23 protein-coding genes and 1 pseudogene are annotated in these 20,594 nt (G+C 66.5%); 16 read left to right on the forward strand and 8 right to left on the reverse strand.

Features of this window, described 5'->3' with window-relative positions:
* The first annotated feature begins 117 nt into the window (after positions 1-117).
* The 5 genes from NGK70_RS10805 (at position 118) to NGK70_RS10825 (ending at position 4,583) form a co-directional block, all read left to right on the forward strand.
* Positions 118-714: a hypothetical protein gene (locus tag NGK70_RS10805; RefSeq protein WP_251973229.1), complete on the forward strand. Its 597-nt coding sequence runs from the start codon at positions 118-120 to the stop codon at positions 712-714.
* 75 nt (positions 715-789) lie between these two features.
* Entirely contained in the window at positions 790-1,875 is a 1,086-nt protein-coding gene (locus NGK70_RS10810; RefSeq protein WP_428985603.1) for an IS630 family transposase, read from the forward strand.
* 164 nt (positions 1,876-2,039) lie between these two features.
* A complete protein-coding gene (locus tag NGK70_RS10815) occupies positions 2,040-2,840 on the forward strand; it encodes a DUF3732 domain-containing protein (RefSeq protein ID WP_251973230.1) in 801 nt (266 codons plus the stop codon).
* On the forward strand, positions 2,837-3,706 hold the full coding sequence (rplQ, locus tag NGK70_RS10820; protein ID WP_251973231.1) for a 50S ribosomal protein L17: 870 nt from the start codon (positions 2,837-2,839) through the stop codon (positions 3,704-3,706). Before NGK70_RS10815 ends, rplQ begins: the two co-directional genes overlap by 4 nt.
* Positions 3,699-4,583, forward strand: coding sequence for a hypothetical protein (locus tag NGK70_RS10825; RefSeq protein WP_251973232.1), 885 nt, complete (start codon positions 3,699-3,701; stop codon positions 4,581-4,583). The genes rplQ and NGK70_RS10825 overlap by 8 nt, the downstream gene beginning before the upstream one ends.
* Before the next feature lie 30 nt (positions 4,584-4,613).
* On the opposite strand, the gene NGK70_RS10830 is transcribed toward NGK70_RS10825, so the two are convergent.
* Positions 4,614-5,627 carry an IS701 family transposase gene (locus tag NGK70_RS10830; RefSeq protein WP_251969112.1) on the reverse strand — a complete coding sequence of 338 codons (1,014 nt, stop codon included), beginning with the start codon at positions 5,625-5,627 and terminating at the stop codon, positions 4,614-4,616.
* 71 nt (positions 5,628-5,698) lie between these two features.
* Between NGK70_RS10830 and NGK70_RS10835 the strand changes: the two genes are divergently transcribed.
* Both NGK70_RS10835 and NGK70_RS10840 read left to right on the forward strand, forming a co-directional pair.
* On the forward strand, positions 5,699-5,953 hold the full coding sequence (locus NGK70_RS10835; protein ID WP_251973233.1) for a CHAT domain-containing protein: 255 nt from the start codon (positions 5,699-5,701) through the stop codon (positions 5,951-5,953).
* 126 nt (positions 5,954-6,079) lie between these two features.
* Positions 6,080-6,397: a hypothetical protein gene (locus NGK70_RS10840; protein WP_251973234.1), complete on the forward strand. Its 318-nt coding sequence runs from the start codon at positions 6,080-6,082 to the stop codon at positions 6,395-6,397.
* A gap of 223 nt (positions 6,398-6,620) precedes the next feature.
* Here the strand turns inward: NGK70_RS10840 and NGK70_RS10845 are convergent, their stop codons facing one another.
* A complete protein-coding gene (locus NGK70_RS10845; RefSeq protein ID WP_251973747.1) occupies positions 6,621-7,523 on the reverse strand; it encodes an AraC family transcriptional regulator in 903 nt (300 codons plus the stop codon).
* On the opposite strand from NGK70_RS10845, the pseudogene NGK70_RS10850 reads away from it, so the two are divergent.
* A pseudogene (locus NGK70_RS10850) lies at positions 7,513-8,198 on the forward strand (MmgE/PrpD family protein); the annotation flags it as partial. The gene NGK70_RS10845 and the pseudogene NGK70_RS10850 sit on opposite strands and share 11 nt — an antisense overlap.
* Before the next feature lie 78 nt (positions 8,199-8,276).
* On the opposite strand, the gene NGK70_RS10855 reads toward NGK70_RS10850, so the two are convergent.
* Both NGK70_RS10855 and NGK70_RS10860 read right to left on the reverse strand, forming a co-directional pair.
* The gene (locus NGK70_RS10855) at positions 8,277-8,669 is read right to left on the reverse strand and encodes a VOC family protein (protein WP_251973235.1); all 393 of its coding nucleotides are present in this window, start codon (positions 8,667-8,669) and stop codon (positions 8,277-8,279) included.
* Between the two features lie 12 nt (positions 8,670-8,681).
* The gene (locus NGK70_RS10860; RefSeq protein ID WP_251973236.1) at positions 8,682-9,620 is read right to left on the reverse strand and encodes a LysR family transcriptional regulator; all 939 of its coding nucleotides are present in this window, start codon (positions 9,618-9,620) and stop codon (positions 8,682-8,684) included.
* Positions 9,621-9,711: 91 nt separating this feature from the next.
* On the opposite strand from NGK70_RS10860, the gene NGK70_RS10865 reads away from it, so the two are divergent.
* The 6 genes from NGK70_RS10865 to NGK70_RS10890 all read left to right on the forward strand — a co-directional run bounded on the left by NGK70_RS10865 (position 9,712) and on the right by NGK70_RS10890 (position 14,735).
* Positions 9,712-10,578 carry an HTD2 family dehydratase gene (locus NGK70_RS10865; RefSeq protein WP_251973237.1) on the forward strand — a complete coding sequence of 289 codons (867 nt, stop codon included), beginning with the start codon at positions 9,712-9,714 and terminating at the stop codon, positions 10,576-10,578.
* 55 nt (positions 10,579-10,633) lie between these two features.
* A complete protein-coding gene (locus NGK70_RS10870; protein WP_251973238.1) occupies positions 10,634-11,794 on the forward strand; it encodes an acyl-CoA dehydrogenase family protein in 1,161 nt (386 codons plus the stop codon).
* 14 nt (positions 11,795-11,808) lie between these two features.
* On the forward strand, positions 11,809-13,002 hold the full coding sequence (locus NGK70_RS10875; RefSeq protein ID WP_251973239.1) for a CaiB/BaiF CoA transferase family protein: 1,194 nt from the start codon (positions 11,809-11,811) through the stop codon (positions 13,000-13,002).
* Positions 13,003-13,190: 188 nt separating this feature from the next.
* Positions 13,191-13,316 carry a hypothetical protein gene (locus tag NGK70_RS10880; RefSeq protein ID WP_310742596.1) on the forward strand — a complete coding sequence of 42 codons (126 nt, stop codon included), beginning with the start codon at positions 13,191-13,193 and terminating at the stop codon, positions 13,314-13,316.
* A gap of 19 nt (positions 13,317-13,335) precedes the next feature.
* Positions 13,336-14,184, forward strand: a complete 849-nt coding sequence (locus NGK70_RS10885; protein WP_251973240.1) for an HpcH/HpaI aldolase/citrate lyase family protein — start codon at positions 13,336-13,338, stop codon at positions 14,182-14,184.
* 164 nt (positions 14,185-14,348) lie between these two features.
* Positions 14,349-14,735 carry a VOC family protein gene (locus NGK70_RS10890; RefSeq protein WP_251973241.1) on the forward strand — a complete coding sequence of 129 codons (387 nt, stop codon included), beginning with the start codon at positions 14,349-14,351 and terminating at the stop codon, positions 14,733-14,735.
* 12 nt (positions 14,736-14,747) lie between these two features.
* On the opposite strand, the gene egtD is transcribed toward NGK70_RS10890, so the two are convergent.
* Both egtD and egtB read right to left on the reverse strand, forming a co-directional pair.
* Positions 14,748-15,731 (reverse strand): L-histidine N(alpha)-methyltransferase, encoded by a 984-nt coding sequence (gene egtD / locus NGK70_RS10895; protein ID WP_251973748.1) that lies wholly within the window; start codon positions 15,729-15,731, stop codon positions 14,748-14,750.
* A 32-nt stretch (positions 15,732-15,763) separates the two neighbouring features.
* Positions 15,764-17,071: an ergothioneine biosynthesis protein EgtB gene (gene egtB, locus NGK70_RS10900; RefSeq protein WP_251973242.1), complete on the reverse strand. Its 1,308-nt coding sequence runs from the start codon at positions 17,069-17,071 to the stop codon at positions 15,764-15,766.
* 220 nt (positions 17,072-17,291) lie between these two features.
* Between egtB and NGK70_RS10905 the strand changes: the two genes are divergently transcribed.
* Positions 17,292-17,900, forward strand: a complete 609-nt coding sequence (locus NGK70_RS10905) for a Bug family tripartite tricarboxylate transporter substrate binding protein (RefSeq protein ID WP_251973243.1) — start codon at positions 17,292-17,294, stop codon at positions 17,898-17,900.
* Positions 17,893-18,612: an FAD-binding oxidoreductase gene (locus NGK70_RS10910; protein ID WP_251973244.1), complete on the forward strand. Its 720-nt coding sequence runs from the start codon at positions 17,893-17,895 to the stop codon at positions 18,610-18,612. The genes NGK70_RS10905 and NGK70_RS10910 overlap by 8 nt, the downstream gene beginning before the upstream one ends.
* Positions 18,613-18,628: 16 nt before the next feature.
* Here the strand turns inward: NGK70_RS10910 and NGK70_RS10915 are convergent, their stop codons facing one another.
* Positions 18,629-20,029 carry a glutamine synthetase family protein gene (locus NGK70_RS10915; protein WP_251973245.1) on the reverse strand — a complete coding sequence of 467 codons (1,401 nt, stop codon included), beginning with the start codon at positions 20,027-20,029 and terminating at the stop codon, positions 18,629-18,631.
* Between the two features lie 222 nt (positions 20,030-20,251).
* Positions 20,252-20,476 carry a cold-shock protein gene (locus tag NGK70_RS10920; RefSeq protein ID WP_251973246.1) on the reverse strand — a complete coding sequence of 75 codons (225 nt, stop codon included), beginning with the start codon at positions 20,474-20,476 and terminating at the stop codon, positions 20,252-20,254.
* Positions 20,477-20,594: the final 118 nt, after the last annotated feature.

The following is a 20,594-nucleotide window of genomic DNA, read 5'->3' on the forward strand; positions in this document are numbered from 1 at the left end:
CGCGGTACACGTTCAATTGTTCAACAAAACAGAGCGGGAAATACGCCTAGCCACAGGGGGAGGGCACATGGAAATCGAGTCGCCAAACATGCGGCCGCACCGTTCAGAGGCGCGTTGATGCAGTTGCTAGAGCTCATCATCTGGCCTCGCGACCCCGTGCACCGCCTGCGCCGCCTCCGGTTTACCCCTGGAAAGATCAATCTGATCGCGGGCGCGCCTAGCACCGGTAAGTCGAGCGTGTGGTCGATCCTAGACTTCTGCCTAGGGAGTTCGGCGCTTCGCGTGCCCGTGGGTGCAACGCGCGCACACGCCTCTTGGTTTGGTGCAAGGTTTGTTGGCAATACGAATCAGATGCTGCTTGCGCGGCCCAATCCCGACTTCGCATCTGAGACCGAGGCCTTCGTGATCGAAGGCCCGGAGCTTGAGCCACCGGACTCGCCGAGCAGCAACTGTGACGTCAAGGCGCTCAAGGCCTTCCTGAATAGTCGATTGACGGCGTTCCAGATCCCGAAGAAGAAGGGGTGGGGTCGGGTCTCATGCAGGGACGTTACAGCGCTCAACATCCGTGCGCAGTATCTGCTCTCCAACCCGTCGGCCGTTCTATTCGATGAGCGGAAGACGTCATCGATCCACAAGATCAGAGCGGCGCTGCCTCGTCTTACTCAAGAGGATCGGCCAGCCGAGCTCTCAGCGAATCGCTCAGCACTAGTGTAGTGTTTGATTGTTGAAGCAACTTAATTGAACAACACGACTCCAATGGTCTACTACGGACAGAGTTGGAGCCAGGAAGTGCGAGTTGCCCCTGCGATCGAGTTGAGTCAAGAGGAGGAGGCTGAGTTGATCCGGCTGGCGCATTCGAAGGCGACCAGCGTTCGACTGGCCGAGCGTGCGCGCATTGTTTTGCTGGCCGCGCAAGGCCTGCAGAACCTGCAGATCGCCCAGGAGCTGGGCATCGACCGGATCACGGCGGGTCGCTGGCGCCAGCGCTACATCAAGTCCGGACTGGCGGGCATCGAGCGGGACCTGCCGCGCGGGGCACCGCCGGTCAAGGTGGACGTGGCCAAGCTGGTGGAGCTGACCACGCAAAGCCAGCCCGAGGCCGCCACGCACTGGAGCACGCGCAAGATGGCTGCGGTGCTGCAGGTCAGCCCCAGCACGGTGATGCGTCACTGGCAGGCCAATGGGCTCAAGCCGCACCTGGTGCGTGGCTTCAAGGTCTCGCGCGACCCGAAGTTCGTCGAGAAGCTCGAAGACATCGTGGGGCTGTACATGTCCCCGCCCGAGCACGCCCTGGTGCTGTGCTGCGACGAGAAGAGCCAGGTGCAGGCACTGGACCGCACGCAGCCGGGCCTGCCGATGAAGAAGGGTCGTGCGCAGACGATGACGCACGACTACAAGCGCCACGGCACGACCACGCTGTTCGCTGCGCTCAACGTGCTTGACGGCACGGTCATTGGCCAGTGCCAGCAGCGGCACACGCACGCCGAGTGGTTGAAGTTCCTGCGCCAGATCGACCGCGAGACGCCCAAGGGCAAGACCCTGCACCTGATTGCCGACAACTATGCCACCCACAAGCACGCGGCGGTGCAGGCGTGGCTGGCCAAGCACCCCAGGTTCCACATGCACTTCACGCCGACCTCGGCGTCTTGGCTGAACATGGTGGAGCGCTTCTTCCGCGACATCACCACCGAACGCCTGCGGCGCGGCGTGTTTACCAGCGTGGGCGAGCTGGAGGCGGCGATCAAGGCGTACGTCGCGCATCACAACACCAGTCCCAAGCCGTTCATCTGGACCAAGAGCGCTCGCGACATCTTGCAGAAGGTCATTCGCGCCAACTCCCGGTTAAGTGGGAAACAGAATGGAACACTGCACTAGCGCAGGCGGAGGATCGGGGACACCAGGCAAGCAGAGCCTTCGAGCCATTGCGTGATGCAGTCTTGAGAGTCCACGAGAGTGCTCAACGCCTTGACCTCGTGCCCAAGAGGGGCGAAAGCGACATGCGGCCGCCGAGCAAGTTTGTTCACTCGGCGATCTTCCAATTGAAGATCGCCCTCAAAGAGAACGAAGCACTCATTAGCCTCATCGAGGCGCAGTCGAGCGCCTCCGCGCCACTGGAATCAGCGACGACATCGCAGGCGATCGCTGTGGCGAATGTAGATGCTGCTGACTCGGATCCAGCCCGTGATCAGGCTCTGTACGTCGCAAGGATCTACGTGCTTGGCGCGATGCGTGAATTGATAGGGCCGACAGAGGTTCTCCTGGAGCGACTTACTGAGCTCAAGTTCACGTGGTCGTCGATCAACTCCAGGGTCAAGGATCTTGAGAGGAGCGGCGCTGCTGACTACATCGGCTTGTCGGCTGCGATTCAGCGCTATGCCCTGCACATGCAGTTGGACTACGCCGACGAAGAAATCGTCTTGGAGGAACGTAGTCTGAACCTGAAGTTCAATTTGCGTAACGGCAAGACGATGTACCTCGCAAACATGGGCGGGGTCCGAAACTACGCGGGCTATGCGATTGCGCTGCTGCTGGCGCTGCACGAAGCAATTGATCGACAAGGTGGCCTTGGCGTTGGTCGCTTTCTGTTCATCGATGAGATGTCGCAAGCATTTCCTTCAAACGGGGGCACAAGCGATGACTCGGAAGGGTCTCCAATGAGTCGGGCACTGTTCACTCTCAAGGATGCGTGCGACCAGATGGGGGGGCGCTTTCAGATCATCCTGCTGGAGTCCCTTGCTGGCGCCAGCTCAATCGATCGAGAGACCTTAGACGCGCACCTCGTCGAAGAGTGGCCAGACACGGACACGGGTCTCGTCCCGGCGTCTTGGAGTAGCGTATGAGACATCGAAAATCTCGACTGCGCCTAGCTGGTCCGTCCGACCATGCCAGAGCTGTACTTCGCAACCTTGCGATCTCACTCCTGACTCATGGGCGGATTGAAACGACGGTTAAGCGAGCGAAGGTGCTTCGTCCGTTCATTGAAAAGATCGTCACTCAGAGTCGGCGATGCGCTTCCGCAGTGGACTACGCCACCCGCGACCACGAGTACAGGATGGTTCGAAGCCAGCTTCATGACAATCATGCGACGGCTATCGCGACACGCGTATGGGGGCCGTACTTCCTGCATCGCCCGGGAGGCTACACGCGCATCATGCGAAATGGCTTTCGGGTTGGCGACAACGCCGAGATGGCCATCATTGAATTCGTTCTGAGCACGGCGGGCGAGTCACATGCACAGCTCGTAGCGGCTCTATCCGCCTACGCGCCCGGTGGTGCTCGGTTCCTGAATGCTTGGCGATTGCTCGCCAAACCGCGAATCGACTTTGAAGTGCGGACTGCAGATCAGAGCGCTGGCCAAGTCCACTTCGCACTCAATGCATCGCTGCAAGGGAAGTTGCCCGACGTTCGATGGCCCACGATGAACAAGAAGCCAATTCCGATGGAGCTTACGCTGTCCATTTCTGCCCCACGCGTCGGTACCGAGACAAGACTATCGAATTCGAGTTTGAAGGATCCAGTCGACCATTCGAAGCGAATCACTTTCCAACTAGTCCCGAATAGGGATGGCCGAGCCTCAACCATTGAAGGATATGTCTCGCTCGCCAAGGTTGAGCAGCACAAGCGCTACTGCTCGATTGCCGTCGACGGGCCAACCGGAGAGGTCTTTCACGCAACACTAATTGGGGAAGGGAGTGAAGATGTCTAGCAACTGGACCTACAGGCGCACGATCTACTTGCGATTCCAAAAGGTTGGCGACGAGCTCGTTCTGATTCAACTCGCCGGACCAGGTGGCTACAGCCAGGACGACGTAGCCCGCTATCGAGTTGCTGATATGGAGGCCTTTCAGCACAGTCTTGCCCACCGCTTGGAGGCCTATCAGCGCAGTCCTGGTGCCGACACTCTGGAGGCTCTTGCGCGGGAGGGACACAGAGCCTACAAGTCTTTTCTTCGAGGCTTTGAGGTTGACGGAGCCAAGAGATGGTGGCGCGATGTTGTCGCAAAACACAATTCGGTCGCTCCGCCGATCCTCGAAATCACAGTGATCGACGTATTGACGATCCCGTTTGGTCTCTATTACTTCGCTGATCCAGACAACGTGGAAAATTGGCGCGACTACTCTTCGGTAGTCGATGGGTTCATCGGAGTTCATTTCCCGCTGAACAAGCTCTACCGACGCCGCGCGCGACTGCCTCACTCAATCCAAGAGTTGTGCGAAGCCAGTGAATCGCCTCGGATTCTGCATTCGATCGACACAAGGCTACACACAGTCAAGCGCGAAATGGACAATTGGGCGCAGTTGAAAGGTTCTGTCAACTCCCCACCCACAAAGAAGGAAGTAGTAAAGGGGTGGGTCGACAATGACAGTACGCCGCACCTGGTGCACTGCTCGTGCCACCTCGGTCAAGACGAGACAGGTCTCAAATACCTCACGTGCGGGAGGAAAGACAAGATCTACGTCGAAGACCTTGACGACGTTCGATTGGAATACCCGCCGTTCGTATTCCTGAATGCATGCGGTGGCGGTGCTATCGCCGCCGGTGACCGAGATAACTTAGGACTTACGCAGGGTCACTTCAGCTAGCGCAATGATTCGCCATTTCGACTCAATATGTCAGATGGGTGCCATGCGAATGGTTGGTGACCGAAGTTCCTTCTTGAGGAATTCCGAGAGGATTCCCTTCTTCAGGCTGTAGATGTTTGTCTTCAGCGCTTTGGCCGTCTCGCAGAGGTGGACCCAGGCCAATATCGCGCAGGCGATGTGATTCTTCTGTGACCGGGCCATTCTGCACTGACATTTTTCGATGCCAAGAACCTGCTTGATCTCCCTGTGGTACTGCTCAATCTTCCAGCGCACGGCACACATCTCATGCGTATCGTCCGTCGAATCTTGAGATAGGTCGTTTGTCACAACCCAGTCCGTGCGATTGGTATCAACCACAACCCGGAACAGTTTCAGCTTGATGTCACTGGGAAACTTGAACAGTTTGACGTGTTTGCCATGCACATGTTCTTGGGCACTCCACTGCAGCGTACTGACCGCCTTGTAGGGCTGCTGGCCTTGGCTGTCGTCAACCTTGCGATTGCTCTTGAGCGGGCAGTAGAAGTGCTTGCCCGCCCGGTGGATGTGCTTCATCAGATCCATGGTGGCGTACCAGGAGTCCATCAGCACGGTGCGAAAGGGCAGCTTCTTGTGCGCCATGGCATTGTCGAACATCTCCTGGACATGATCCAGCTTGGACTTGCCGTCTTCGTCAGGCGCATAGATGCGCCAGTCGATGATCCAGTAGTGGCCGGTCTTGATGTTCACGTACAGGCAGTTGACCACCCCAATGCCCTTGATCAGGCCGTGGGCGTTGCCGCTGTACTGTTTGCGCACCAGCTCGATTTTGTGCGAGTGGTTCTTGTCCAGAACGCTGTCATCGAAAACCAGGCAGGCATCGTCGTCAAATTCGATGTTTCGTCGGGCCAGATTCCAGACATCGGCCGGGCTGATATTGGCAGCCTGCAAGTAGCGATTTATGGCGTCATGAGAAAACCTCTGATGGTGATCCGCAAAATAGGTCTGCGTGTAGTTGATTTGTGTGGATATCAGAAATTGGCAGTAGTCTCGGCTCGTGGGTTTCATGGTGAATATATTATCACAAATACCACGAAATCGGCGCCGATATATTAAATAATCTAGTTTGATTTAAACGTTTGCGTAAGTCCTATAACTTTGTGTTCGCGCTGTTTCCTCGAGTGGCCTCCGGCTTCGTGGCAACGACCTGCCAAGTTTCGGATGGGCTTGCGGCTGATGTGGCGCAATACTTCTATAGATATCTGGCTGGAGGGGCAAGCGTGCTCGAAGCACTCCATCAATCGATCCAACGCGTGGTCTACGAGAAGCAGAACATCGGCGCACTGGCATATGCGCTTTGGGAAGCTTATTCGGACCTGCGCCTGCGTGCATAAGCAGCCAACATAGGCAACACAATGACAGCTCCATTTCGCATTCAGAAGCCATTGGTTTTCCGTGCCGGAGACGGCAACCCTCAGCCAGGCGACGAGTTCAGACAGTACCTTGGTCGGCTGCTAAAGATGATTCCCGCTGAGGTTCTGGGCGTCTACACGATCGGTGCCGGGTTCATTCCCAAAGGTGAACGATTGTCCGAAGCCATCTGGGCGGCAATCTGCTTGGTGCTGGTTATTGTTGTTCGAACTTTCGGTACTGCAGACCCGGAGAACGGGCAAGGGCCACAGCGTTTTCCGGTCTTTGTGTCGGCGGTAGCTTTCGTCATCTGGCTCTACAACCTTGGTGGCCCCTTCGCCAGCTATCACGTTCAGATTCCATACATCGGATCGCTTGCTGTGCTCCTCTGGTCGTTCTTGATCCCCTATTTCTACAAGGGCGAGTGAACGAGCCTCCACTACAACGGAAAGCTATACCAAGCGCCCGCAGTATTCTCTAATGCGCCTTCCACGCCCACAAGGGCATGGGGCAATGCAAGGCGGCGGATTTTCCTGTTCCATGGCTATTGAGCCGAGCATTTGAATCGGACTGCGCGCCTTGCGGTAAACCGGTCATTCGTGAATGACGGCACCTGGCCGAGACCAGACATCCCTCGCAAACGCGCCCCCCTCACTCCACCCGATGCTCCAACCGATACTCCCCAGGCGCCACCCCCGTCCACTGCTTGAACGCCCGGTGAAAGGTGCTGGCTTCGGAGAAGCCCACGCGTTCGGCGATGTCGGGCAGGGGCCAGGGGGTGTGCAGCAGGTAGTCGATGGCGGCGTCGCGGCGGGTTTCGTCCTTGAGTTGCTGGAAGCCGCGGCCCTCCTCGCGCAGGCGGCGGCGCAGGGTCTGGGGGGTGACGGCCAGGCTGGCGCCCACGTCTTCCAGTGAGGGCATGTCGCCGCCCAGGCTCTTGCGCAGCAGGCGGCGGATGCGGTCGGTGAGGTTGCTGCTGTCGCGGTACTTGACGATCAGGTTGGCGGGCGCGCCGGCCAGGAACTCGCGCAGGCTCTGCGGGGACTGCACCACCGGCAACTCCAGCCAGTGCGCCTCGAAGCTCAGGCCGACGCTGCTCTGGCCGCCGCGCACGGGCACCTGGTAGACGCGCGAGCTGTCGGCGGTGCCGTGGCCGCTGGTGTAGTCCACGCCCTGCAGCGGGATGCGCCGGGCCACCAGCCAGGAGGCGGCGCCAAAGCTCAGCAGCATGAAGGCCTTGATGGCGTAGTCGAGCCGGCCATCGGGCGCGCGGCGCGGCACGAAGCGCAGCTGCGCCTGGCCGCCCTGCACGGCCAGGCGGGGCACGAAGTCGTCGATCAGCAGGTGGTAGTACGCAAAGCCCTCGCGCAGCGCCTCGCCCAGCGTGGCGCAGTGCACCAGCCGGCGCATGCAGCGGCCAGAGCTGCCGGGCTGGAGAGGGCGGTCGAGCAGGCCCCAGAGCTCGTCGCGCCGGGCGCGGCGCAGCGCGCGGATCAGCGCGGCGTATTGGTCCTGGGAGATGCGCGCCAGCAGCGAGTCGAGCACGGCGGGCACGCTGGCCGCGGCCGCCGCGGTGGGCCGGCTGCTGCGGCTGGATGCGGCGCAGATGACCCACGCGCTGGGCTCGGCCGGCACCACCACCGCGGGCCTGTGGGAGTTCCTGCGCGATGCGGCCGACTCCAAGCAGCTGCACACCGCCCAAGCTGCCTGCAACGGCCTGCTGGCCGCGTACCTGGCGGCCGAGGGCTTCACCGGCGCGCAGCGCATCCTGGAAGGCCCGCAGGGGCTGGCCGCCGGCATGTCGACCGACGCCGAACCGAGCCGCCTCACCGACGGCCTGGGCTGCCGCTGGGCGCTGGCCGAGACCTCCTTCAAGTTCCGCGCCTCCTGCCGCCACACCCACCCGGCGGCCGATGCGCTGCAGCGGCTGATTCGGGAGGAGGGCCTCACCGCGGGCGACACCGAGGCCGTCACCGCCCGGGTGCACCAGGGCGCCATCGACGTGCTCGGCCCGGTGGTGGCGCCGCACACGGTGCACCAGTCCAAGTTCTCGATGGGCACGGTGCTGGGCCTGATCGCGCTGCATGGCCGTGCCGGGCTGACCGAGTTCGACCGCCACTTTGCCGACGCCGACCTGGCCGCCTTCCGCCAGCGTGTGCGCATGGAACGGACCCGGAGGTGGACGGCGCCTACCCCGCGCGCTGGATCGGCAAGGTCGAGGTCACCACTCGCGGCGCCGGTGGTGGGGCGCTGGCTGGGCCGGGTCTGACGGTCGTCGGCCCGGCATCGTCCTCGCCTCGGTTGGCCTCAGGCGAGCTCGGACAGCTCGATCAGGTTGAAATCCGGATCGCGTACATAGACCGAGCGGATCTTCCCGGTCGCGCCGGTGCGCAGCACCGGGCCTTCGACGATCGGCCAGTTGGCCGCAGCCAGCCGCGCGATCACCGCGTCCAGCGGGATCGCGGCGATGAAGCACAGGTCCAGCGCGCCGGGCACCGGCAGGTGCGCCTTGGGCTCGAACTCGGCGCCCTGCACGTGCAGGTTGATCTTTTGCTGGCCGAAGGTCAGTGCCTGGCGTTCGACCGGCGGCGTGCCGCCGACGAAGGTTTCCAGCGCCATGCCCAGCACGCGGGTGTAGAAGTCGATGCAGGCCTGCGGCCGCGCGGTGGTGAGGACGAGGTGGTCGAGGTGATCGATCATGGGGCGCTCCGTTCAGATCCCGCCATCCTGCCCGATCCACCGGCCCGGCCACACCCCGGACTCCACCCGCTGGTGGATCAGCTCGGTGGCCAGGGCCATCACCGCGTGACAGGCCAGCGTGGTCGGGCGGGTGACGCTGGTGGCCAGCACGACGCGGCGCAGCATGCCGGCGTCCTCGATGGTGGCGGCCTGCAGGCGCTGTGCGGCCACTTCCTCGGCCACCGACACCATGGGCAGGATGGTGCTGCCGATGCCGCACTCCACCGCCTTCTTGACGCTGGGCAGCGAGTCGATCTCCGCCACCACCTGCAGCCGCACGCCCAGCGGCGCACAGGCCTCGTCGATGATGCGGCGCAGGCCGTGTTCGCGCCCCGGCAGCACCAGCGGCCAGTCGGCCACGCGCGCCAGCGGCAAGGTGCCGGGCAGCGGCTCGCCGCCGGGTGGGGTGATCAGCGCCAGGCGTTCTTCCAGCAGGGGGCGCTTGACCAGCGTGGCGTCCGGCTGGCTGCCGAAGAGGATGGCCCAGTCCAGCCGCCCGGCCTGCAGCCACTCGCGCAGGAAGCCGCTGTAGGCCTCGATCACCTTCAGCCGCACCTGCGGCAGGCGCGTGCGGCAGGCCTGCACGATCGGCACGGTGGCGGCCAGCGCGGTGGTGGTGGGCAGGCCGATCACCACCTCGCCGCTGGGCAGCTCGGTCGACTGCCGCACCGCCTGGCGGGCGCGCTCCACGTCGGCCAGCACCACCCGCGCGTGGTCCAGGAAGGTGCGGCCGGCCTCGGTCAGCGCCATGCCGCGGCTGGAGCGCTCGAACAGCGCCGCGCCCACCTCCGCCTCCAGCGCCGCGATCTGCTGGCCCAGCGCAGGCTGCGCCACGTGCAGCCGCGTGGAGGCCTTCAGCAGGCTGCCCGCCTCGCTGACGCCGATGAAGTAGCGGAGCTGGCGCAGTTCCATGGTTGGCTATATGGTTTGGGTATACAAAGTAGCTCGAACAAGTATTTCACAGCTAGCAATGACCTCCCCACAATCCCGCCAGGAGAATCCCATGACCCTCGACACCGTCCCTCTCGACATCGACCACCTTCGCAGCTGGATCGGCCGCTCGACGACGCTGGATGACCTCGTCACCGCCGTGCCGATCCAGGCCCTGACCGCCACGCTGGACCGCGACGATGCGCCGGTCGGCCCGGCTGACGCGCTGCCACCGCTGTGGCACTGGCTGTACTTCCTGCCGGTGCACCGCCAGTCCGAGATCGGGCCGGACGGCCACCCGAAGCGCGGCGGCTTCCTGCCGCCGGTGCCGCTGCCGCGGCGCATGTGGGCCGGCAGCCAGCTGGAGTTCCTGGCGCCGATCCACGTCGGCCAGGCGATCTCGCGCACCTCGACCATCGCCGACGTGCGCCTGAAGGAAGGCCGCAGCGGGCCACTGGTCTTCGTGAAGGTGCGCCACGAGGTCAGCGCCGACGGCACACCGGCGATCCTGGAGTTCCACGACATCGTCTACCGCGACCTGGCCCAGCCCGGCGAGGCCCCGCCGCCGGGCGTGCCGGCGCCCGCGGATGCCGCCTGGACGCGCCGCATCGTGCCCGACGACGTGCTGCTGTTCCGCTACTCGGCGCTGACCTTCAACGGCCACCGCATCCACTACGACCGCAAGTACGTCACCGAGGTGGAGGGCTACCCCGGCCTGATCGTGCACGGCCCGCTGATCGCCACGTTGCTGCTCGATCTGCTGCGCCGCGAGCGGCCGCAGGCGCGCGTCACGCACTTCGCCTTCAAGGCGATGCAGCCGATCTTCGACATCGCGCCCTTCGAGGTATGCGGCCGCCCCGACGACGCGCAACACGTCTCGCTCTGGGCCCGCACGCCCGAGGGCCAGCTGGCGATGCAGGCCACGGCGACGCTGGCCTGAATGGCTTGAATGGCCTTGTCAAAACTCAAGACCTGACCCCATCCATGGGAACTCCATGCAGCACGAACCCGACGCCTACCAGGAGATCCGCGACGCGGTGCGCGACCTCTGTGCCCAGTATCCGGACGAGTACTTCCGCCGGATCGACGAGCAGCGCGGCTACCCCGAGGAATTCGTCGATGCGCTGACGAAGGCCGGCTGGATGGCCGCGCTGATCCCGCAGGACTACGGCGGCTCGGGCCTGAGCATGGCCGAGGCCTCGGTCATCATGGAAGAGATCAACCGCTCAGGCGGCAACTCCGGCGCCTGCCACGGCCAGATGTACGTGATGAACGCCATCGTGCGCAGCGGCAGCGAGGCGCAGAAGCGCCAGTACCTGCCGAAGATCGCCGCGGGCGAGCTGCGCATCCAGGCCATGGGCGTGACCGAGCCGACCACCGGCAGCGACACCACCAAGCTCAAGACCCAGGCGGTACGGAAGGACGGGCGCTGGGTCATCAACGGCCAGAAGGTCTGGATCTCCCGCGTGCAGCACAGCGACATGATGATCCTGCTGGCGCGCACCACGCCGCTGGCGGACGTCCAGAAGAAGTCCGAGGGGCTGAGCTGCTTCCTGATCGACCTGAAACAGGCGGTAGGCCACGGCCTCACCGTGCGGCCGATCCTGAACATGGTCAACCACGAGACCAACGAGCTCTTCTTCGACCACCTCGAGATCCCGGAGGAGAACCTGCTCGGCCCCGAGGGCAAGGGCTTCAAGACGCTGCTCGACGGCCTGAACGCCGAGCGCACGCTGATCGCCGCCGAGTGCATCGGCGACGGCTACTGGTTCATCGACCGGGCGGTGAAGTACGCCAACGAGCGCGTGGTCTTCAGCCGCAAGATCGGACAGAACCAGGGCGTGCAGTTCCCCATCGCCGAGGCCTACATCGAGCTGGAGGCCGCCAACCTGATGCGCTGGGAGGCCTGCAGGAAGATCGACGCACACCAGAACGCGGGCGCGCAGGCCAACATGGCCAAGCACCTGGCCGCCAAGGCCAGCTGGGAGGCCGCCAACGTCTGCCTGCAGACGCACGGCGGCTTCGGCTTCGCCTGCGAATACGACATCGAGCGCAAGTTCCGCGAGACCCGGCTGTACCAGGTGGCGCCGATCTCGACCAACATGATCTTCAGCTACGTCGCAGAGCACGTGCTGGGATTGCCGAGGTCCTATTGAACGGGAGCAGGGCCATGACGCGACCGCTCGACGGGATCACCGTTGTGACCTTGGAACACGCGATCGCCGCGCCGTTCTGCACCCGCCAGCTGGCCGACCTGGGCGCGCGGGTCATCAAGATTGAGCGCCCGGGCAGCGGCGACTTCGCCCGCGCCTACGACGAGCGGGTCAAGGGCCTGGCCTCGCACTTCGTCTGGACCAACCGCTCCAAGGAGAGCCTGACGCTGGACGTCAAGCACGCCCAGGCGCGGTTGGTGCTGGATGCCCTGCTGGAGCGCGCCGACGTGCTGGTGCAGAACCTGGCGCCGGGCGCGGCCGCACGGCTGGGCCTGTCCTTCGAGGCGCTGCACGCCCGGCACCCGCGGCTGATCGTCTGCGACATCTCGGGCTATGGCGATGACCCTGCCAACCCCGGGCCCTACCGCGACAAGAAGGCCTACGACCTGCTGATCCAGAGCGAGTCGGGCTTTCTGTCGATCACCGGCACGCCTGATGACCCGGCCAAGGCGGGCTGCTCGATCGCCGACATCGCCGCGGGCATGTACGCCTACTCGAACATCCTGGCCGCGCTGATCCAGCGCGGCCGGACCGGGCAGGGCAGCCACATCGACGTGTCGATGCTGGAGAGCATGGTCGAGTGGATGAACTTCCCGCTGTACTACGCCTTCGACGGCGCCGCGCCGCCGCCGCGCGCCGGGGCGGCGCACGCCACCATCTTCCCCTACGGGCCCTTCCCGGCTGGGGACGGCAAGCACGTGATGCTCGGCCTGCAGAACGAGCGCGAGTGGCTGGCCTTCTGCAGCGGCGTGCTGCAGCGCCCGGAGCTGGCCAGCGACGAGCGCTTCGCCTCCAACTCCCGCCGGGTGGCCAACCGCCAGGCGCTGCGCGAGGTGATCGGCGAGGTGTTCGGCGCGCTGACGGCCGAGCAGCTGATCGACCGGCTGGACCAGGCCCAGATCGCCAACGCGCACATCAACGACATGCACGACGTCTGGGCCCACCCGCAGCTGCAGGCCCGCGGGCGCTGGGCCGAGGTCGGCAGCCCCGCCGGCCCGTTGCCCGCCCTGCTGCCACCCGGCCGGGTGGACGCCTGGGACCCGCGCATGGATGCCGTGCCCGCGCTGGGCCAGCACAGCGATGCCATCCTGGCCGAACTGGGCTGGAACGACTCAGCGATCGGCGCCCTGCGCCGCGACGGGGCGATCTGAACCGGACGAGCTGATATGCCCGACCTCTCCCGCAGCGTCGGCGCCAGCGCGGGGGGGGCATGCCGATGGGCTGGGCGAGGCCGATGACCTGCTGGCGCTGTGCCACGCACTGCGCGCCGATGCCTCGGCGCAGCGGCTGGTGCTGGTCGGCTTCTCCTTCGGCGCCTTCGTCCAGGCCCGCGTCGCCCATGCGCTGGCGCAGCAGGGCCCGGCCGACCTCCCACCCGGTGACGGTGCTGCCCGACGCCGACCACTTCTTCACCGGCCGGCTGCCGCTGCTGCGCACGCTGCTGCTGGCCCATCTGCGCGGCTGACAGCCGCCGTCCGTTCACCATGACGCCTCCTGCCTCCTCGTCTGCGCTGGCCCAGGCCCGCACCCTGCTGTTCGTGCCGGGCCACCGCCCCGAACGTTTCGCCAAGGCCCTTGCCAGCGGTGCCGATGCCATCGTGCTTGACCTGGAGGACGCCGTGCCGCCCGGCGAGAAGGCCGCGGCCCGCGCCGCCATCGCGCAGGCCCTGCCGCAGCTGGCCGCCGCGGGCGTGTCGGGCGTGCGGGGCGTGCCGGTGGTGCTGCGCATCCACACGCTGGCCAGCGAGGCGGGCGTGGCGGACCTGGCCTGGCTGGGCGAGCAGCCCGCCACGGCGCTGGGTGGCGTGATGCTGGCCAAGGCCGAGTCAGCTGGGCAGGTCGAGGCGGTCCACCGGCGGCTGCCCAGCGTGCCGCTGCTGCCCCTGATCGAGAGCGCCGCCGGCTACCAGGCGCTGCCGGCCATCGCGGCGGCACCCGGCGTGTGCCGGCTGGTGCTGGGCCACATCGACTTCATGGCCGACACCGGCATCCGCAGCTCGGAGGACGAGCGCGAGTTGGATCCGCTGCGCTTCGCGGTGGCCATCCAGACGCGGCTGAACCGCCTGGCCCCGGCCGTGGACGGCGTGACGGTGGCCATCGATGACGAGGCCCGCCTGCGCAGCGACACCCGGCGCGCGCTGCACTTCGGCTTTGGCGCCAAGCTCTGCATCCACCCGCGCCAGGTGGCCGGCATCCACGCCGCCCTGGCCCCCAGCGTGGAGGAGCTGGCCTGGGCCCAGGGCGCGGCCGTGCAGCTCGACGGCCGCATGGTCGACCTGCCCGTGGTGCTGCAGGCCCGGGCCACGGTGGCGCGGGCTCGGCGACATGGCTGATGTGAACCTGTCGCCCGGGTCGGCGCAGCAGGCAATGCCCCTGGCCGGAGAGGCGGTTTCGACCGGCGTAAGCTGAAGTGCCTTGAAATCTTGAAATGCCGGCCGGCGGGCTTGGCAGGTGCCAAGTGCCTGTGCACGGGTCGGAGTGAGCGAAAGGACGTCCCATGTTGTCCGCTGCCACCGTCACCACGATGCTGCCCGTCAAGGACATGGCGCGTGCGCGCCGGTTCTACGAGGGGAGCCTGGGCCTGCAACCCGGCGGATTTCGGCCCGACGGAAAGTTCGTCTACGCCGTGGGCGGCAGCACGCTCGCCCTGTTCCCGAAGCCCGAGGGCACCCGGGCCGACCACACGGCGATCAGCTTTCGCGTGGCCGACATCGGGGCCAGCATCGCGCAGCTGGAGCGTGCGGGCGTGGTGTTCGAGGACTATGACTTCCCGGACCTGAAGACGGTCAACCACGTCTGCGTGCTGGGCTCGGAGAAGGCCGCATGGTTCAAGGACCCCGAGGGCAACTACCTCTGCCTGCACGAGGACCTCCCATCGGCCTAGTCCCAGCCTGGCTCAGGCCGGTGCTTCCAGCCAGTGCAGGCTGAAAAGGCGTTCGGGATCGGTCCACATCGGCCCGGGCCGCCAGCCAGCCTGGCGGACCAGTGCACGCAGGCCCTCAGGGGTGTACTTGTAGGAGTTCTCGGTGTGCAGGGTCTCGCCTTCCTCGAACACGAACTCCTCCCCGCCCAGGCCGATGGTCTGGCGGCCGCAGCTGAGCAGGTGCATCTCGATGCGCTGCAGTGGTGCGTTGTAGAAGGCGGCATGGTCGAAGCCGTCGGGGTCGACTTGCGCGCCCAGCTCACGCTGCGCGCGCCGCAGTACATGGCGGTTGAACGCTGCGGTCACGCCAGCGGCGTCGTTGTAGGCGGCGTGCAGCAGCGCAGGTGATTTCACCCGGTCGGCCCCGAGCAGCAGGGCGCCGCCGCGCAGCGCCCGGGCCGCCAGGATCAGGAAGCGCAGCGCATCGGGCGGATCGAAGTTGCCGATCGTCGAACCGGGGAAGAAGCCCACCCGCCGGCCCGCGCCCGGGCAGGGTGCCGGCAAGTGCAGGCGCTGGGTGTAGTCCGCCGCCTGCGGCAACACCTCCAGGCAGGGGTAGTGCTGCCGCAGGCGCTGTGCACTCGCGTCCAGATGCTGGGCCGAGATGTCGACCGGGATGTAGGCGCAAGGCATGTCCAGTGCATCGAGCAGCAGCCTGACCTTGTCGCAGGATCCGGCACCGAACTCGACGATCTCCGCGCGCGCTCCGATGAGCGCGGCGATCTCGCCCGCATGGCGAGCCAGGATGGCGCGCTCCGTGCGCGTGGGGTAGTACTCGGGCAGCGTGCAGATGCGCTCGAACAGCGCCGAGCCTTCCGCGTCGTAGAACCACTTGGGCGAGAGGCGCCGCGGCCTCGATGCCAGCGCCGCGCGCAGTTCCCGGGCGAAACGGCTGGCCTGCGCAACGGGCAGGGTGGATTCGGAGCCGATCACGGCGTCGAGGCCGGGGTCGGTCATCCCGTGGGCGACTTCCGAGTCAGGGCGCGGCGTCACGGCAGATCCTTTGCCAGGCGCAGACCGCTGAACTGCCAGCGCGCCGCGGGAGGAAAGAAGTTGCGGTAGGTGGCCCGGGCATGCCCGGGCGGCGTGGCCAGGCTGGAGCCGCGCAGCACCAGTTGGCCGACCATGAACTTGCCGTTGTACTCGCCCAGTGCGCCGGCGGCGGCGCGGTAGCGGGGGTAGGGGTCGTAGGCGGAGCGCGTCCATTGCCAGGCCACGCCGAAGGCTTCCTGCAGGCCAGCCAACGTGGGCGGACCAGGCAAATCGGGCCGACCGGGCACAGCGGGCAGCCCCGGTCCGCCGCAGGCCGCCTCCCACTCGAACTCGGTGGGCAGGCGCGCCCCGGCCCATTGCGCGTAGGCGCAGGCTTCGTGGAAGCTGAGCTGCTGCACCGCAGCGCCTGGGTCCAGCGGCCGCAGCCCGTCCAGGCCGAAGACCTGCCAGCCGTCCACGCTCCGGCCGTCGGGGTCGTCTGCCGAGCGGCGCCAATAGGCCGGCGCCTGCCAGCCCTGGCCCTGCACCAGCGCCCACCCGTCCGAGAGCCAGAGCAGCGGCTGGCGATAGCCGCCGTCGGCCACGAAGTCGGCGAAGTCGGCACAGCGCACCAGGCGGTCGGCGATCGCAAAGGGCTGCAGCAGCACCGCATGGCGCGGCCCCTCGTTGTCGAAGGCGAAGCCCGGCCCGGCGTGGCCGATCTCCACCTGTCCCCCCGGGTGCGCCAGCCACTCGGCCCGGCCTGCCAGGCCGGTATCGACCGGGCCCGCCGGTGGGCGGTAGGCCGGCGCCAGCGGGTTGCAGGCGAAGGCATGCAGGATGTCGGTGAGCACCAGCTCCTGGTGCTGCTGCTCGTGGTGCAGGCCCAGCACCACCAGGTCAGCCAGCTCGGCCGGCAGCGGCCGGGCCAGCAGCGCCAGCATGGCTGCATCGACATGGGCGCGGTAGGCCATCACCTCGGCCAGCGCGGGCCGGGTGAGCAGGCCGCGCTGCGGTCGCGGGTGCCGGCTGCCCAGGGTCTCGTAGTAGCTGTTGAACAGCGGCAGCAGGCGCTCGTCGAAGCAGCGGTAGCCGCCCAGGTGCGGCAGCAGCACGAGCGCCTCGAAGAACCAGGTGCTGTGCGCGAGGTGCCACTTGGTCGGGCTGGCGTCGGGCATGGACTGCACGCCCTGATCCTCGACCGACAGAGGCGCCGCCCGTGCCAGCGACTCGGCCCGCACGGCGCAGTAGCGATCATGCAGAGCCTGCGGAACCGGTGCGCTGGCCGGCGTCACGTCGCAAGGGAAGACCGCAGTGGCGCTCATCGGCAACTCCGGCTGTGTGCACCGGGGGCGCACGTGGGACGGAAGAGAGGGCCCCGGTGTCTGATCCGGGCGATTGCAGCTGGGCCGCGCAATCATTACAGCACAGCCACGCTCACGCTGCGGGGTTTGACAAGGCGCCAAGGGGCAACCGCCCCAGGCTTTCCCGCCGCCACCTGCTGGCCTGGGGCGCCGCTCTCGGCGCGGGGCTGCCGACGCCGGCGTGTTCGCTCAGGCCCAGACCGCGGCGGACGGCAGCGTGCTGCTGATGGGCACCATCGCCACGCACGTGATCAACCCGCTTTCTGCCACCCAGTCACTCTACGACCCGCAGCGCGACTTCAGCCCGATTTCGCTGCTCGCCAAGGTGCCCAACGTGCTGCTGGTGGGCAACGCCGTCAAGGCGCAGAACCTGCGCGAGCTGATCGCGCTGATCAAGTCGCAGCCCGGCAAGTTCAGCTACGGCTCGTCGGGCATTGGCACGCCGCCGCACCTGTCGGGCGAGCTGTTCAAGGCCATGGCCGGGCTGGACATCGCCCACCTGCCGTCCTTCCCCGACATCCCCACGATGGCGGAGGCGGGGCTGCCCCGCTACGAGACCTACACCTGGAACGCGATCTTCGGCCCGGCCGGCGTGCCGCGGCCGGTGGTGGACACGCTCAGCCGCGAGCTGGTCGCCGTGGTCGCGCTGCCCGAGGTGCAGGCCAAGCTGAAGGAGCTGAGTGCCACGCCGGTGGGCTCGACGCCCAAAGTGCTGGCCGCGCTGGGGAAGTCCGACCTGGACAAGATGGGCGCGCTGATCAAGTCGATCGGGGGGCTCAAGCGTGAGTGAGCCGGACGCGCGGCTCACCGACACCTTGGCTGAACTGGCCGCCATCGTCGGCCCGGCGCGCGTGCTCACTGGCGAGGCCAGCACCGCTGCCTACCAGCAGGACTGGCGCGCCCGCTACCAGGGCGCGGCACTGGCGGTGCTGCTGCCGGGCAGCACGCAGGAGGTGGCCGCGCTGGTGGCCGAGCTGGAAGCAGCGCTGGCTGCCGCCTTCGAGCGTGGCCTCATCCGCGACGCGGTGGTGGCCACCGACCTCGCCAAGGCCGAGCGCATCTGGGCGCTGCGCCACCACATCTCCGAGGCGAACCGGCGTGCCGGCTTCACCGTCTCGAACGACACCTCGGTGCCGGTGTCGAAGCTGCCGCGCTTCATCGACCGGGTCACCGCGCGCATCGAGCTGGAGGTGCTCGGCGCCACGGTCTGCCACGCCGGCCACATCGGCGACGGCAACATCCACGTCATCGCGGTGCTGTCGCGCGAGGCGCATCCGAAGCCAGCGCAGTGCGAGGCCGCTGCCGCGCAGGTGAACCTGATCGTGCACGAGGCCAGCGTCGAGCTGGGCGGCAGCATCAGCGCCGAACACGGCATTGGCCGCATGCACGTCGAGAGGCTGGAGCGCTTCAAGCCTGCGCTGGACCTGGAGATGATGCGGCGCGTCAAGCAGGCCTTCGACCCGGCGGGGCTGATGAACCCGGGGAAGATCCTGAGGGGCTGAGCGCGCTGCTGCTGCGTCAGGCCAGCTCGATCAAGTGGCGCAGGTCCCAGTGCTGGCGCGGGTCATCGAGGGCGGCCCGCTCGGCCTGCTCGTGGCGCTTGATGGCGACGTAGAGGTCGATCAGCGGGGCGCCAAGCAGGTCGCGCAGCGTGCTGCTGGCGTCCAGGGCGTTGAGCGCGTCCGGCAGGCTGCGTGCCAGCGCATGGCGCTCGTTGCACGTGGGCAGCGGCGCCTTGGCAGCCTGCAGGCCGGCCAGGCCGAGGCCGAGCGTGACGGCCACGGTCAGGTAGGGGTTGGCGTCGCCGCCGGGCAGGCGGTTCTCGATGCGGCGTGAAGCTGGACCGGAAGTGGGTATGCGGAACGCCAGTGAGCGGTCTTCCCCGCCCCAGCTCGCGTGCGAGGGCGAGGCGTCGCTGCGGGTGATGCGGTCGTAGGCCATGTCGTGCGGTGCGAGGAAGGCCATCGCTGCCGGGGCTTGGTCCTGCAGGCCGGCGACGAAGTGGCCGAGCTCGGCGCTGTCGGCACCGTCCGGCTCGGCGAACAGGTGCGGCCAGGCGGCGTCGTGGCGCTGCACGCTGAAGTGCCAGTGCATGCCGGTGCCCGGCTGGTCGAGGAAGGGCTTGGGCGCGAAGCTGGCCAGGAAGCCATGCTGTGCGGCGATCTCGCGTGCCAGGCGCTTGAAGCGGTGCACCGCATCGGCCTGAGCCAACGGTGGGCCCGGGTGGAAGTTGACCTCGAACTGCGATAGCGCGGCTTCGTGGGCGTGCCCGCTCAGCGGGATGCCCATGGTGGCGCAGGCGGCGTAGAGCGCGTCGAAGTAGGCGTCGAAGTGGCTGGCGCGCTCCAGCGAGTAGGCCTCGCAGGCCGACTCGCGTGCCATCGCGCCAGGGTGGGCACGGGCGCTGTCGAGCGTGATGCGCCCGCCGGCTTCATCGCGCTGCAGCAGGAAGAACTCCAGTTCCGGCGCCACCCGGGCGGTGAGCCCTTCGGCCTCGAAGCGTGCCAGTACGCGGCGCAGGGCACTGCGCGGGCAGAGCTCACTGGCGTCCACTTCCCGGGCGTGGTGCTCGGACCACCAGCGTCCCCCTGGCTCGCAGAGCACGCTGGCCTCAGCCGGGCGGCCCGGGCGGGGCGCCAGCGTGGCCAGGTCGGGTTGCAGCGTCAGGTCGCTGTACTGGCGCGGCAGCATCGGGCCGAAGACCGGCTCGGGCTCGCCACCGGTCAGCGTCAGCCCCAGCACGACGGAGGGCAGGCGGCAGCCGCCCAGCGCCAGGAAGTCGTCCCGGTGCACCCGCTTGCCGCGTGCAACCGAGGTGAAGTCGCCCAGCACGCACTCGACGGCCTGGGCGCCGAGGTCGGACAGGGCCTGGCGCGCGGCCTCGGGGTCCATGGGGGGCAGCGTGGGAATGGGTGGCATTGGAGGGGAGCTTTCGGGGACGGGCAAGGCGCGGGAGCGCTGTCCGGCGGGTAACAGATACACCGAGCTGCGGGGGCTGCTCACTGGAAAATTCACCGGCTGGTTCCCTGGTACAAGCTTGGTACAAGCGGCCGGGCTGCAACGAAAAAGGCCCGCGTCTGCGGGCCCCTGCCACCGTGGATGGCTGTCGCTGCCGCACGCGGGCTGCCGCGTGCGTGCCGGTCAGGCGGCGCTGGGTTGCACCTCGGCCTGGCAGATGTTCTGCGCCAGCTTGCCCTTGGGCCCGTCCACCAGCTCGAAGCTCACTGTGGAGCCCTGCTTGAGGGTGCGGAAGCCTTCCATCTGGATGGCTGAGAAATGGGCGAACACATCCTCGCCGCCGCCCTCGGGCTCGATGAATCCGAAGCCCTTCACATCGTTGAACCACTTCACCACGCCAATCGCCACGTTGTACCCCTCGCTCGTCTGGACAAATTTGTCAGAATTTTCTTGAGGGCATTTCAGGCTGTCAAGAAATTGCAAAATCATTACAAACGAACGTGCTGCGGCACAACATGGCGCGGAT

Source organism: Sphaerotilus microaerophilus, from assembly GCF_023734135.1.
GTDB lineage: Bacteria > Pseudomonadota > Gammaproteobacteria > Burkholderiales > Burkholderiaceae_C > Sphaerotilus > Sphaerotilus microaerophilus.